This window comes from Mesoterricola sp. JemC181, assembly GCF_055384585.1.
The window spans coordinates 105,471-117,961 of sequence record NZ_AP045076.1 but is presented as its reverse complement, the minus strand read 5'-3'; the positions used below and the strand labels follow the sequence as shown (position 1 = coordinate 117,961).

The 12,491-nt window shown below is 67.3% G+C and carries 12 protein-coding genes; 4 read left to right on the top strand and 8 right to left on the bottom strand.

Annotation, left to right across the window (positions count from 1 at the left end):
* Positions 1 to 2: 2 nt before the first annotated feature.
* From ACZ5MC_RS00520 to ACZ5MC_RS00500, 5 genes are read right to left on the bottom strand one after another with little or no spacing between them, the layout of a single operon-like run.
* On the bottom strand, positions 3 to 1,160 hold the full coding sequence (locus tag ACZ5MC_RS00520; protein WP_306598296.1) for a complex I subunit 1/NuoH family protein: 1,158 nt from the start codon (positions 1,158 to 1,160) through the stop codon (positions 3 to 5).
* The gene (locus ACZ5MC_RS00515; protein WP_464516827.1) at positions 1,157 to 2,227 is read right to left on the bottom strand and encodes an NADH-quinone oxidoreductase subunit D; all 1,071 of its coding nucleotides are present in this window, start codon (positions 2,225 to 2,227) and stop codon (positions 1,157 to 1,159) included. Before ACZ5MC_RS00515 ends, ACZ5MC_RS00520 begins: the two co-directional genes overlap by 4 nt.
* Before the next feature lie 39 nt (positions 2,228 to 2,266).
* Positions 2,267 to 3,556, bottom strand: a complete 1,290-nt coding sequence (locus ACZ5MC_RS00510; protein ID WP_464516826.1) for an NADH-quinone oxidoreductase subunit C — start codon at positions 3,554 to 3,556, stop codon at positions 2,267 to 2,269.
* A gap of 2 nt (positions 3,557 to 3,558) precedes the next feature.
* Positions 3,559 to 4,062, bottom strand: a complete 504-nt coding sequence (locus tag ACZ5MC_RS00505) for an NADH-quinone oxidoreductase subunit B (RefSeq protein ID WP_306602303.1) — start codon at positions 4,060 to 4,062, stop codon at positions 3,559 to 3,561.
* On the bottom strand, positions 4,062 to 4,415 hold the full coding sequence (locus ACZ5MC_RS00500) for an NADH-quinone oxidoreductase subunit A (protein ID WP_464516825.1): 354 nt from the start codon (positions 4,413 to 4,415) through the stop codon (positions 4,062 to 4,064). Before ACZ5MC_RS00500 ends, ACZ5MC_RS00505 begins: the two co-directional genes overlap by 1 nt.
* A 191-nt stretch (positions 4,416 to 4,606) precedes the next feature.
* On the opposite strand from ACZ5MC_RS00500, the gene ACZ5MC_RS00495 reads away from it, so the two are divergent.
* From ACZ5MC_RS00495 to ACZ5MC_RS00485, 3 genes are all read left to right on the top strand, one after another.
* Positions 4,607 to 6,211, top strand: coding sequence for a GspE/PulE family protein (locus ACZ5MC_RS00495; protein WP_306598292.1), 1,605 nt, complete (start codon positions 4,607 to 4,609; stop codon positions 6,209 to 6,211).
* Positions 6,212 to 6,303: 92 nt separating this feature from the next.
* Complete coding sequence (locus tag ACZ5MC_RS00490) at positions 6,304 to 7,188, top strand: phospholipase C/P1 nuclease family protein (protein WP_306598291.1); 885 nt, start codon at positions 6,304 to 6,306, stop codon at positions 7,186 to 7,188.
* 9 nt (positions 7,189 to 7,197) lie between these two features.
* The gene (locus tag ACZ5MC_RS00485) at positions 7,198 to 8,001 is read left to right on the top strand and encodes a S1/P1 nuclease (protein WP_306598290.1); all 804 of its coding nucleotides are present in this window, start codon (positions 7,198 to 7,200) and stop codon (positions 7,999 to 8,001) included.
* A 42-nt stretch (positions 8,002 to 8,043) separates the two neighbouring features.
* On the opposite strand, the gene gcvPB is transcribed toward ACZ5MC_RS00485, so the two are convergent.
* The 3 genes from gcvPB to ACZ5MC_RS00470 form a co-directional block, all read right to left on the bottom strand.
* Positions 8,044 to 9,573 carry an aminomethyl-transferring glycine dehydrogenase subunit GcvPB gene (gene gcvPB / locus ACZ5MC_RS00480; RefSeq protein WP_306598289.1) on the bottom strand — a complete coding sequence of 510 codons (1,530 nt, stop codon included), beginning with the start codon at positions 9,571 to 9,573 and terminating at the stop codon, positions 8,044 to 8,046.
* 10 nt (positions 9,574 to 9,583) lie between these two features.
* Positions 9,584 to 10,939, bottom strand: coding sequence for an aminomethyl-transferring glycine dehydrogenase subunit GcvPA (gene gcvPA, locus ACZ5MC_RS00475; protein WP_464516824.1), 1,356 nt, complete (start codon positions 10,937 to 10,939; stop codon positions 9,584 to 9,586).
* Between the two features lie 189 nt (positions 10,940 to 11,128).
* Positions 11,129 to 11,734, bottom strand: a complete 606-nt coding sequence (locus ACZ5MC_RS00470; protein ID WP_306598287.1) for a putative metalloprotease CJM1_0395 family protein — start codon at positions 11,732 to 11,734, stop codon at positions 11,129 to 11,131.
* Positions 11,735 to 11,848: 114 nt separating this feature from the next.
* Between ACZ5MC_RS00470 and nrdR the strand changes: the two genes are divergently transcribed.
* On the top strand, positions 11,849 to 12,490 hold the full coding sequence (nrdR, locus tag ACZ5MC_RS00465; protein ID WP_306598286.1) for a transcriptional regulator NrdR: 642 nt from the start codon (positions 11,849 to 11,851) through the stop codon (positions 12,488 to 12,490).
* Position 12,491: the final 1 nt, after the last annotated feature.

The window sequence follows — 12,491 nt, the reverse complement described above, 5'->3', positions numbered from 1 at the left end:
CCCTAGGCCGCGTAGCGCACGGCCGCAGCCAGCACCACAAGGACAAGCGTGAAAGGAATCAGATATTTCCACGCCACTGCCATGACCTGGTCGTACCGGTAGCGGGGAATGGTCCCCCGCACCCAGATGAAGACGAACAGCAGGAAGATCATCTTCACGACGTACCAAAGCGCGTTGGGCGCGCCGACGAGGGGCCAGTTCTGGACGAAGCGGTGCAGCCCGAAGGGCACCAGGTAGGGTCCGCCCAGGAAGAAGGCGCTGGCCAGGGCCGCCACGACCACCATGTTGATGTACTCGGCCAGGTAGAAGAACCCGAAGCGCATGCCCGAGTATTCCGTATGGAACCCGGCCACCAGCTCGTTCTCGGCCTCTGGCATGTCGAAGGGCATGCGGTTGGTCTCGGCGAAGCCGCAGGTGAAGTAGACCAGGAAGCCCACCGCCATGAGCGGCGCGGCGATGGGGGACGTCTCCAGGGCCAGCTTTCGGGTCATCTCGTTGAAGTTCAGGGTCCCGGTGAGCACCACCGGCACCAGCAGGCTGAGCGTCAGGGGCACTTCGTAGCTGACGATCTGGGCGCCGGATCGCAGGCCGCCCAGGAGGGGGTACTTGGAATTGGAGGCCCAGGCGCCCAGCACGATCCCGTAGACGCCCACCGAGGCGATACCCAGGATGAACAGCAGGCCCACGTTCATGTCGGTGATGAAGCCGTTGAAGGGCACGCCCCCGAGGATCGGCACGAACTTCGGGAAGGTGAACAGCGCGCCGGGGTAGAAGCTCACCGCCGCGAACACCACCACCGACGCGATCAGCGAAAGGGCGGGAGCGACCAGGAAGATGGCCCGGTCGGCCTTGGTGGGGACGATGTCCTCCTTGAGGAACAGCTTGGCGATGTCGCCCACCAGCATCGGCAGCCCGCGCCAGTAGGACAGGAAGGGCACCTTGCCCATGCGCCACATGCCGCGGTTCAGCCAGCCCGTGAGCCCGACGCGGTGGCCCGCGATGCGGGTCGCGCCCAGGCGGTCCTGGGCGTGGCCCAGCACCTTGCGTTCCGCGTAGATGGTCAGCGGCACGATGATGAAGATGAAGAGGACCACGCACACGGCCTGGATGACGGCCATCACGGAGGTCTGGAGGAGGGTCAGCTCGGGGGTTGCGTTCATCGGTCGATCTCTCCCAGGACCACGTCAAGCGTTCCGATCGTGGCGATCACGTCGGCCACCAGGCCACCCTCGATCATCATGGGCAGGGCCTGGAGGTTGATGAAGCCCGGGGCCCGCACGTGGAAGCGGTAGGGGTTCAGCGAACCCTTCTCGCCCACCAGGTAGTAGCCCAGTTCGCCCTTGGGGGCCTCGGTGGCGTGGTAGACCTCGTTCACCTCGGAGCGGAGCACCTTGGGGAGCTTGGCCATCACGGGACCTTCCGGCAGCCCGTCGATGCACTGCTGGATGATCCGCGCGCTCTGGCGCATCTCTTCCAGGCGGACAAGATACCTGGCGTAGGTATCGGCCTCGGTGCGGGTGGGCACCTCGAAGTCCATCTCCGCGTAGGCCGCGTAGGGGAAGGCCTTGCGGATGTCGTAGGACACCCCGGCCGCCCTCAGCACCGGCCCGGTCACGCCCATGGCGATGGCGTCCTCGGCCTTCAGGATACCCACGCCGATGGTGCGCTTCTTCCAGATGCGGTTCTCCGTGAGGAGGGTCTCGTATTCGTTGATGCAGTCGGGGAACTTGGCCAGGAAGTCCCGCACCTTCTTCTCGAACCCGGGCGGCAGGTCCTCGCGCAGCCCGCCGATGCGGAAGGCCGTGGTGGTGAGCCGCGACCCGCAGAAGGCGTCGAAGATGTCCAGGATCGCCTCCCGCTCGCGGAAGGTGTAGATGAACACCGTCATGGCGCCGATGTCGAGGCCGTGGGTGGCCAGCCAGATCAGGTGGGAGGCCAGCCGGTTGAACTCGTTGAGCATGGTCCGGATGTACACCGCGCGCCGCGGCACCGTGATGCCGAAGAGCTTCTCGATGGACTCCGCCCAGCCCAGGTTGTTGGCGATGGCGGACGTGTAGTCCATGCGGTCCGTCCACACCTGGCCCTGGAAGAAGCTCTTGTTCTCGCAGATCTTCTCGACCCCGCGGTGGAGGTAGCCGATGCAGGGGGTGCACTTCTTGACGACCTCCCCGTCCAGTCTCAGCTTCAGGCGCAGCACCCCGTGCGTTGACGGGTGCTGCGGTCCCATGTTTATTTCCATCTCCTCGTTCTTGAACACAAGGAACTCCTATTCTGCTTTGGGCGGATGGAGGTTGATGCCCAGGTTCCCGGCCTTCTCCATCGCGAGGCGCATCAGCACGCCGCTCCGGTCCTCGCGGAAATCGATGTCCCGCTGGCCGAGGCCGGGGGTCGGATATTCCTTGCGGAGGGCGTGGCCCTCCCAGTCCTCGGGGCAGAGGATGCGGGTCATGTCGGGGTGTTCCTGGAACCGGATGCCCAGCATGTCCCAGATCTCCCGCTCCAGCCAGTTGGCCGTGGGATAGACGGGGACGGCGCTGGCGGGCTCGTAGCCCTCCGGCACCAGGATGCGCAGGCGCAGGCGCTTGTGCCGGCGGATGCTGGTGAGATGGTAGACCACCGCGAAGGCCCAGCCCTGGGCCGCCGGATAGTGGGTCGCCGTCTCGTCCGCGAGCATCTCGTAGCGCAGCGCCGGATCCTCGCGGCAGAGCTCGAGGGCCTCCCGGATGGCGTCCCGGTGGACCTGGCAGGTCATTTCGCCGCCCTGCTGGTAGGCCTCCTCCACCTTGTCGCCCAGGACCTCCATGAGCCTCAGGAGATCGGGATCCGTGGGCGCCTGGGGCGCGGGGAACTTCATGTCATTGGCGTCGGGCCTGGGCACGGGGCGCACCGGCGCCTTGGGGGCGTCCTTGCCCTCGGCCTCGGCCTTGGCCTTGGCGGTCTCGTAGTCGGCGAGGGTCTTCTTCCACTTGGCCTCGTCGGCGGCGGCCAGGGCGGCCTGCTCCTCCAGGTAGGTCCTGAGGCTCGGGAGCGGCACGGTCTTGGGCATCACGACCTGACGGTTGGGCGCGGCCTTGAGGTCATAGACATAGGCCGCCGGGGCCTCCGGAGCCGCCGGCGCTTCCGGGGCGGGCGCGGGGGGGGGTTCGACGGCAACCGGTTCCGGAGCCTTGACGGGCGCCGGCGCGGGCTCGGGGGCCTTCACCGGTTCTGGCGCGGCCTGCACCGGGGCGGCCGGCGCAGGGGCCTCGACGGCAACCGGTTCCGGAGCCTTGACGGGCGCGGGCGCCTCGGGGGCGGCATCGGCCACCTGCTCGAACTTGATGACGGTCACCGGGCACCCGGCGGCCGCGGCGACGATGCCGGCCTCCAGGCTCTTCTGCAGGTCCGCCTTGAGGGGCGCCATCTCGGCCCGGTTCTCGGTGGTCTGGCCATCGGCCCTCACCGCCGCGTTGATCACACAGGTATCGTCCGTGACGTGGAAAACATCCGCGCACTCCGCCTCGCAGGCGTTGCAGACGATACAACCTTCGTCGATCCAGACTTTGATAATTGCCATGGTCAGCCCACCGCCTCGAAGATTTCCTTGTAGCGGTCAGCCATGCTGCTCGCCATGATCTTGTCCTGGAGCTTCATGAACCCGTAGAGGAGCCCCTCGGGCCGGGGCGGGCAGCCAGGAATGTAGACGTCCACGGGGATGACCTTGTCCACGCCCTGGATGGTGTGATAGCTGTCGAAGGGCCCGCCCGCCGTGGCGCAGCTGCCCATCGCGATCACCCACTTGGGCTCGGGCATCTGGTCATAGAGCTGCTTGATGATGGGCGCCATCTTGTAGGTGACGGTGCCGGCCACGATCATCAGGTCGGCCTGCCGGGGGGAGGCGCGGAAGATGCCGCAGCCGAACCGGTCGAAGTCGAACCGCGCCGCACCGGCGGCCATCATCTCGATGGCGCAGCAGGCCAGGCCGAAGGTCATGGGCCAGACGCTGGTGGCGCGGGACCAGTTGATGACTTTCTCAACCTTGGTGGTGATGAGGATGTTCTCCAAGGTGGAGGGTTGATTCATCATTCCCATGTGAGGGCTCCTTTGGACCAGATGTACCCGTAACCGAAAAGAAGCAGGAACAGGAAGATGCCCATCTCGACGAGGCCGAAGACGGCGAGTTCCTTCATCTGGATGGCCCAGGGCATGAGAAAGACCGTTTCCACGTCGAACACCAGGAACATGACGGCCACCAGGTAGTAGCGCACCGAGAACTTCTCCCGGGCCTCGGCGACGGTCTTGATGCCGCATTCGTAGGTCGAGTATTTCGCAGCTGTAGGTAAATGCGGACGAACGACTCTGGAAATTCCCCAGATCACCACCGGCAAAGCGATGGCGACCAGTATCAGCAATAAAACTGGAACATAACTGCGCATGGCACCTCCCGGGGGAGCAATCGTTTGGAATTCCATTGTGGTATCCAGGCCCGAGGCCGGTCAATGAAGGATACCCGGGGAATTTAGTCAATAAGACCGTTTGAACCCCTGGGCAAACCGACACACTATTAAGCATGGTACCCCCACCCGCCCCCCAATCCGATCCCGGAAACCCTCTTCTGGCCGGCGAGATGACCACGGTCTTGGCAGCAGAGGAACTTACCAAGACCGAGTACCGCCCGGCCTCCCTCTACCCCACCCTGGACCTGACCCGGGAACCGGTGGACTTCGCCCTCTTCCAGGCCATCCCCCTGGATTTGATGTTGAAACACCGATTTGTCCCCGTGCACGAGCGGGACGGCGCCCTCTGGCTGGCCATGGCCGACCCCCTCGACGTGGTGGCCCAGGATCTCCTCCGCATGCACCTGAAGCGCCCGCTCCGCTTCGCCGCGGCCCCCTTCGCCCAGATCCAGGTGGTGCTCAAGAAGTCCGAATCGGGCCAGAAGGTCATGGAGGAGGCCGGCGAGGCCCTCCGCGTCCAGGTTCTCCGGGAGGAGGACATCGACGAGGACGTCCTGGACCTGGAGAACCTCACCGACAAGGAAGAGGCCCCCATCATCCGGCTGGTGGACACCACCATCTTCAACGCCCTTCAGCGCCGCGCCTCGGACATCCACCTGGAGACCACCAGCACCGGGTTCCAGATCAAGTACCGCATCGACGGCAGCCTGTACGCGGCGGCCGACCCCATCGACCGCCGCTTCGCGTCCCCCATCATCAGCCGCATCAAGGTCATGTCCGAACTGGACATCGCGGAAAAGCGGAAACCCCAGGACGGGCGCTTCAAGCTCAAGGTCCGGGGCCGGGCCATCGACTTCCGGGTGAGCATCATGCCCACCATCCACGGCGAGGACTCGGTCATCCGCATCCTGGACAAGGAGAACCTCAGCGAGGAGTTCAAGAGCCTGAGCCTGGACATCCTGGGCTTCTCCCCCGCGGAGCTTACCCGCCTGCGCCGCTTCGCCCGCGAGCCCTACGGCATGTTCCTGGTCACGGGCCCCACCGGCAGCGGCAAGACCACCACGCTGTACGCCGTCCTCAGCGAGATCCGCAGCCCCGAGGACAAGCTGATCACCATCGAGGATCCCGTCGAATACCAGCTGGAAGGGGTCACCCAGATCCCCGTGAACGAGAAGAAGGGCCTCACCTTCGCCGTGGGCCTGCGGTCCATCCTGCGCCACGACCCGGACAAGATCCTCGTGGGCGAGATCCGGGACTCCGAGACCGCCCAGATCGCCATCCAGTCCGCCCTCACCGGCCACCTGGTGTTCACCACGGTCCACGCCAACCACACCCTGGACGTGCTGAGCCGCTTCCAGCACATGGGCGTGGAGGTCTACAACTTCGTGTCCGCCCTGAACTGCATCCTGGCCCAGCGCCTGGTGCGCACCCTCTGCACGAAGTGCAAGCGCCCCATCGCGGCGCCCGATGCCCAGGAGCTCAAGGAGAACGGCCTCACCGAGGCCTGGGCCCGGACCGCCACCTTCTTCGAGAAGGTCGGCTGCATCGAGTGCAGCGGCACCGGATTCCGCGGCCGGCAGGCCATCATCGAGTTCATGGGCCTCAACGACGATCTGCGCGAACTCATCACCCGCCGGGCTTCGGTGCGCGAGATCAAGGAGGCCGCCCGCGGCTACGGCATGCAGAGCCTCCGGGAGAGCGCCGTGGAGAAGGTGCGCCAGGGCGTCACGACCCTGGCCGAGATCAACAAGGTGACCTTCCGGGAAAGCGAATGAATTAATTTTACAAATGGTTCCGTTCCATCATAAGGGAAAGAAAGAGAGACTCGAGCCTCAATCCGGCTCCCGAGCCCCTTCCCCGAGGAACCATGAACAAGCTCTCCTGCCTCCTTGCCATCACCGCCCTAACGGCGCTTCCGGCCTCCGCCTGGGGCGACCAGGGCCATCGCCTGGCTGCCGCCGGCGCCCTGAGGGACCTCCCTCCGGACCTGGCCCTCTGGTTCCGCGGGCTGGAGGCGGCCCTGCCCGACCACGCCAGCGACCCCGACGAATGGAAATGGGACGACCCGACCGAACGCCCCCGGCACTATCTGGAATGCGAGCCCTACGGAGGCCCGGGCAGCGTCCCCCTGGAAGAGAACGCCGCCATGAACAAGGTGGGCCCCGAACGGTTCCGGACCTCGGGCCAGCTGACCTGGACCATCCTCGACCGGGTCCGCGACCTCACCCAGGCGTTCTCCTCGGCCGACCCGCATGAGGTCGCCTACCGGTCCTCCATCCTCAGCCACTACGTGGCCGACCTCCAGGTGCCCCTGCACACCACCACCAACCATGACGGGGACGAGACCCGCCAGCACGGGGTCCACCACCGCTGGGAGGAGGGCCTGGTCAAGCGCCTCGTCGAGGCCCAGGCCTGGGAGCCCGAGGTCCGGCCCGCGGTCCTGGACCCGGAGCCGGCCCAGGCACCCTGGGCCTGGCTTCGGCAGTCCAACAACCTTGTGGCGGGCCTCCTTCGCGACGACAAGGATGCCCGGCTGGGCCCCCCCATTCCCCTCGAGACCATGGACGCCTCCTACTGGACCGCCTTCAGGCAGCTGCAGGAACCCCACGTGAAGGAACAGCTCACCTTGGCCGCCCAGCGCACCGCTGAAATGATCCTGTTCGCCTGGGTCCGCGCCGGAAGGCCCCAGGTCCCGGTCTCCCATCCTTCCCGGCAGGACGCCCCTTCGAATGTTGCGACACGGGCACACTAAGATGGGTCCATGCGCTGTTGCCCTCTCCTCATGCTCATGGCCATCCTCGCCCCCTCCCCCCTGGCCGCCTGGGGGCGGAAGGGGCACCGGATGGTAGCTCGCCTGGCCATCCTGGACCTTCCAGCGGGCCCAGCCGCCTGGTTCAAGGGCCAGGAGGGCTTCGTGGAGGCCCACAGCAGCGATCCCGACGCGTGGAAGGACGACCCCCTGGAAGGTCCCCGGCATTTCCTCGACATGGACCGCTACCCCGGGGGGGTTCCCACCCTCCTGGGCGAAGCCCGGGAAAAGGTCGGGCCGGCGATCTTCCAGAGGTCCGGGCAGGTGCCCTGGGTGATCCAGGACCGGGTGAGGGACCTCGCCCAGGCCTTCCGGAAGGGTGACCGGGCCCGGGTGGCCTACCAGGCCTCCCTCCTCAGCCATTATGTCGGCGACAGCCACGTGCCGCTCCACACGGTCTCCGACTATGACGGGCAATCTACCGGGCAAAGAGGCATCCACAGCCGCTGGGAAAGCGACCTGGTGGATCGCATGACCCTTGAACCTGAAGTGCGCCCCGCCGCCCTGGAGCCGAACCTCCTCCAGGCCCCCTGGCGCTGGCTGGAGCAGAGCCGGGCCCTGGTCCCAGCCCTCCTGGCGGATGACCGCGCTTCCGACCCTTCGGCAGGCGCAATCCGGACCCGGTCCGACGCCTACTGGGTGCGGTTCGGTCAGCGCCAGGGCCGGTCGGTCCGGGAACAGCTCGCCCAGGCCGGCCAGCATACGGCCCAACTGATCCTGCTCGCCTGGACCATGGCCGGGCAGCCCGCACAATGAAATCCCCCCCGGAGCACCGGGGGGGATGGCGTTCGGAGGATTCTACTGGGGCCGGGTCCAGCGCAGCACGGGCTTCCGGGCGGCTGTGGTCTCGTCCAGGCGGCGCATGGGGGCCAGCACCGGCGCCTGGTGGAGCGCTTCGGGGTTCTCGGCCGCTTCCCGGGCGATGTCCTTCATGGCATCGATGAAGGCGTCCATCTCCTCCTTGCCTTCGCTTTCCGTGGGCTCGATCATGAGCGCCCCGTGGACGATGGCCGGGAAATAGATGGTGGGCGGGTGGAAGCCGCGGTCGATGAGCCCCTTGGCCACGTCCAGGGTGTGGATGTCGTGCTGGGCCAGGTAGCTGTCGTCGAAGATCACCTCGTGGAGGGTGGGCGTCTGGTACTCCAGGTGGTACGTGCCCTCCAGCTGCTTGCGGATGTAGTTCGCGTTCACGATGGCGCGCAGGGTGGCGGCCTTGAGGCCGTCGCCGCCGTGGCTGGCGCAGTAGGTGAGCGCGCGCACCAGGATGCCGAAGTTGCCGAAGAACGTGTGGACCTTGCCCATGCTCTGGGGGCGGTCCCAGTCCAGGCGGTAGCTGTGCAGGGGCACCTGGCCCTCGCCCACGGCCTTCGTCTCGCGCACGACCACGGGCCGGGGCAGGAAGGGCTCCAGGGCCGCGGTGCAGGCCACGGGGCCGGAGCCGGGTCCGCCGCCGCCGTGGGGGGTGGAGAAGGTCTTGTGGAGGTTCAGGTGCATGACGTCCACGCCGAAGTCCCCGGGCCGGGCCACGCCCACCAGGGCGTTCATGTTGGCGCCGTCCATGTAGACCAGGCCGCCCACGCCGTGCAGGGCGTCGCAGATGTCCTTGATGCGGTATTCGAAAACGCCCAGGGTGTTGGGGTTGGTGATCATGAGGCCCGCCACCTCCCCGCCCAGCTCGGCCAGGAGGGTCGTGAGGCCCTTCCGCACCTTGCCGGAGGCATCCGCGACGTCCTCGAAGCTGACGGTGCCGTCGCCCTGGGAGGCGATCTCGACCACGTCGTAGCCCGCCATGGCGGCCGTGGCGGGGTTGGTGCCGTGGGCGCTGTCGGGGATGAGGATCACCCGGCGCTTGCGGCCGTGGGCCACATGGAAGGAGCGGATGAGCATGACGCCCGTGAGCTCCCCGGCGGCGCCGGCGCTGGGCTGCAGGGTGACCGCGGCCAGGCCGGTGATCTCCTTCAGCCACTCCTGGAGGGTGTGGATCACGGCCAGGTTGCCCTGGACGTAGGGGGCGCCGGCCATGGGATGGCTGTCGCAGAAGCCGTCCAGGCCCGCGGTCTTCTCGTTGAGCCGGGGGTTGTGCTTCATGGTGCAGGAGCCCAGCGGGTAGAGGCCGTCGTCCACGCCGTAGTTCCACTTGGAAAGGCGCGTGAAGTGGCGGATCACGTCCACCTCGGTGACCGAGGGAAGCGCGTCGAAGGGGGTGCGGCGCAGGTGGGCCGGGCGGGTGTCCCTGGCGGCGGGAACGTCCAGCCGGGGCAGGTCCATGCCGACCTTGCCGGCCACGGAGCGTTCGAAGATGAGGGGTTCGCGGGTGCGGTTCATCATGGCTTCGTCCTTATCCGACCACGCTGGGAACGCGGGCCAGCACCTCGACGAGGTGCTCGATCTGTTCGCGGCTGTTGAGTTCCGTGGCGCACCACAGGATCCGGTTCTTGAGGCTCGCCGCATAGGGCGTGAGGTCCAGGCCGGGCAGGATGCCTTCCCTGGCGCATTCCGCCTGCAGGGTGGCCATGTCGCCCTTGTACTCCGTCACGAACTCGTTGAAGAAGGGGGCGGCGTAGGGCGCCGTGAAATCCGGCAGCTCCAGGAGCCGCTCCCGAAGGAACTGCGCCTTGGCGGCGTTCTGGGCCGCCAGGCCCTGGAGGCCTTCGGGGCCCGCCAGCTGCAGGTAGATGTTGGCCCGCAGGGCCACCAGCCCCTGGTTGGAGCAGATGTTGCTGGTGGCCTTGTCCCGGCGGATGTGCTGCTCCCGGGCGGTGAGGGTGAGCACATAGCCGGTCTTGCCGTCCAGGTCCCGGGTCTGGCCCACCACGCGCCCGGGGATCTCGCGCTTCTGCGCGTCCCTGACCGTGAGGAAGCCCAGGAAGGGCCCGCCGAAGTTGGGGCGGTTGCCGAAGGACATCGCCTCGCCGCAGGCCATGTCGGCGCCGGCGCGGCCGGGGGCTTCGAACCAGGCCAGGCTCAGGGCCTCCTGGGTCACGGACACCACCAGGGCGCCCGCGGCGTGGGCCAGTTCGCCGATGGCCGTGAGGTCCTCGACGCAGCCCAGGAAATTGGGATAGCCCACCAGGAACGCGGCCACGTCGCCGTCCAGCTTGGCCTTGAGGTCCTCCAGGTCGGTCACGCCGTCCTTGAGGTTCACCACCACCAGCTTCAGGCCCTCGTGGGGCGTGATGTTGGTGCAGAGCACCTCCTGGTAGTGGGGGTGGAGCCCCTGGGAGATGAGGATGGTGTTCTTCTTCTTCTGGAGCCGCACCGCCATGAGCGCCGCTTCCACGCAGGCCGTGCCGCCGTCGTAGAGGCTGGCGTTGCCCACTTCCAGGCCGGTCAGGTCGCACATGAGGGTCTGGTACTCGAAGATGTGCTGGAGGGTGCCCTGCGAGATCTCGGGCTGGTAGGGCGTGTAGGCCGTGAACCACTCCTGTCGGCTGATCATCTGATCGACGGCAGATGGCACGAAATGGTCATAGGCCCCGGCGCCCAGGAAGCGCGCCGTGAACCTCGTGTTCAGGTTGGCCAGCCCTTGCAGTTCCGCCAGGACCTCCTGTTCGGACAGCTGTCCGGGAAGCTCCAGTTCCCGGTGCAGACGAAGGGATTCGGGGATCCCCACAAGGAGTTCCTCCGCCCTCTGGACGCCTATGGCGTCAAGCAGGGCGCGATCCTCCGAAGGGGCCGTGGGCAGGTAGCGCATAGGGCAACCTCATAAGAGTGGGAAACGATGATCAACCGTTCACTTGTGAAGGGTACCATGGCGCCGGGCCCTATGCCTCGCCTTCAGGGGTTCAAGCTAGGGTGTGACGGTTTTCACCCTCCGGTTCCCGGAACCGGCGGCCGGGAAACCGTTCGCCCGTTTCAGCCACCGATCGGCGGGAATGCCTCTTCAGGCCACCGTATCGACCAGACCACCGGGCGTTTCGCCTTTGGTGGCCGCTTCCCCGTATGACTTCTGCCCGGTCCCCGCCTGCGGAGCAGCCGCCTTTGACCCCTTGCTGGCCAGTTCGGCCGCCGCCTGGGAGGCCATGGCGGCGGCCGCAGCGGCCACCGACCGGTCCTGGCCCGAAGGATCCGCGGGCGCCAGGGCGGACGCCATGATGCGGGAAGCCTTGGCGATGGTGGCCTGGGGATTGTCCTTCACGGGCGAGGTGTCCACCGACACTTCCCCGCCCACCGCGTAGTTCCGGCCGTCGGGCCCCCGCTGGTAGGAGTAGCTGGCCCCCGAGGTGACGACGCCCGCCCCCGCGGCGATGTGCGCAGCCTCGTGGGCCTTCACGGCCGCATCGCGGGCCTGCAGCTTGGCCACCTGGGCCTTGGCTTCAGGTGAGAGGTTGAGGGTGTCGGCGCCGCTCCTGGCGGCCTTCCTGGGGGCTGAGCCTCCCGTCGGGGCCGTGGTCCCGGAGTCCCCCGGCTTCACGGGCGCGGCCTGCCCCGCGCGGCTGGGGTCCGGCGCTGGGGGGGAGGAGGAAATGGATGGAACGCCGTCTGCCATGGCACTTCATTATCGGCCCGGGACCCTTCCAGGATGAGGCTTTTTCCAGCCGGGGGCGCTGTTCCACGTGGAACAGCGCGGCTCCGGGCCACGCCTTTGGGTTACTCTGGAGACATGCGTTGCCCCTTCTGTGGCCATATCGAAGACAAGGTGGTGGATTCCCGGGAATCCCGGGAAGGGGATGCCATCCGGCGCCGCAGAGAGTGCCTCAAGTGCGGGCGCCGCTTCACCAGCTACGAGCGCCTGGAGGAACTGCCCATCCTCATCGTCAAGAAGGATGGCCGCCGGGAGGCCTTCGACCCCCACAAGCTCATGCGGGGCATGACCGCCGCCTGCCAGAAGCGCCCCGTGCCCCTGGGGAAGCTGGAGGAGGTGGCCGGCGACATCCAGGCCCGCCTCATGGAGATGAGCGACCGGGAACTCCCCAGCCGGCAGCTTGGGGAGATGGTCATGGACGCCCTCAAGGGGCTGGATTCCGTGGCCTACGTCCGCTTCGCAAGCGTCTATCGCGACTTCAAGGACCTCCCGGACTTCGTGAAGGCCCTGGAGGGCCTGATGGTGGCTCCCCCCGCCCCCGCGCCCCCGGCGAGGCAGGCCCCGGCGGCCCGGCCCGCGCCCCCCGCCCCGCCTCCCGCGCGGCCCAACCCCAAGGAAACGACTCCTGCGGCCGACGGCCTTCCCTTCGAATCCACCCCGCTCTTCCCCGGCGTCGAACCGGAGCGGCCGGGGCACCCCAAGCGGCGCAAGACCCGCTGAC

Bases quoted from the DNA above. Each gene is read 5' to 3' on its own strand.
- gcvPA (WP_464516824.1), bottom strand. From the start codon at position 10,939: ATGCGCTACCTGCCCACGGCCCCTTCGGAGGATCGCGCCCTGCTTGAC.
- nrdR (WP_306598286.1), top strand. From the start codon at position 11,849: ATGCGTTGCCCCTTCTGTGGCCATATCGAAGACAAGGTGGTGGATTCC.
- ACZ5MC_RS00490 (WP_306598291.1), top strand. From the start codon at position 6,304: ATGAACAAGCTCTCCTGCCTCCTTGCCATCACCGCCCTAACGGCGCTT.
- gcvPB (WP_306598289.1), bottom strand. From the start codon at position 9,573: ATGATGAACCGCACCCGCGAACCCCTCATCTTCGAACGCTCCGTGGCC.
- ACZ5MC_RS00495 (WP_306598292.1), top strand. From the start codon at position 4,607: ATGACCACGGTCTTGGCAGCAGAGGAACTTACCAAGACCGAGTACCGC.
- ACZ5MC_RS00500 (WP_464516825.1), bottom strand. From the start codon at position 4,415: ATGCGCAGTTATGTTCCAGTTTTATTGCTGATACTGGTCGCCATCGCT.
- ACZ5MC_RS00505 (WP_306602303.1), bottom strand. From the start codon at position 4,062: ATGAATCAACCCTCCACCTTGGAGAACATCCTCATCACCACCAAGGTT.
- ACZ5MC_RS00520 (WP_306598296.1), bottom strand. From the start codon at position 1,160: ATGAACGCAACCCCCGAGCTGACCCTCCTCCAGACCTCCGTGATGGCC.
- ACZ5MC_RS00510 (WP_464516826.1), bottom strand. From the start codon at position 3,556: ATGGCAATTATCAAAGTCTGGATCGACGAAGGTTGTATCGTCTGCAAC.
- ACZ5MC_RS00515 (WP_464516827.1), bottom strand. From the start codon at position 2,227: ATGGGACCGCAGCACCCGTCAACGCACGGGGTGCTGCGCCTGAAGCTG.
- ACZ5MC_RS00470 (WP_306598287.1), bottom strand. From the start codon at position 11,734: ATGGCAGACGGCGTTCCATCCATTTCCTCCTCCCCCCCAGCGCCGGAC.
- ACZ5MC_RS00485 (WP_306598290.1), top strand. From the start codon at position 7,198: ATGCGCTGTTGCCCTCTCCTCATGCTCATGGCCATCCTCGCCCCCTCC.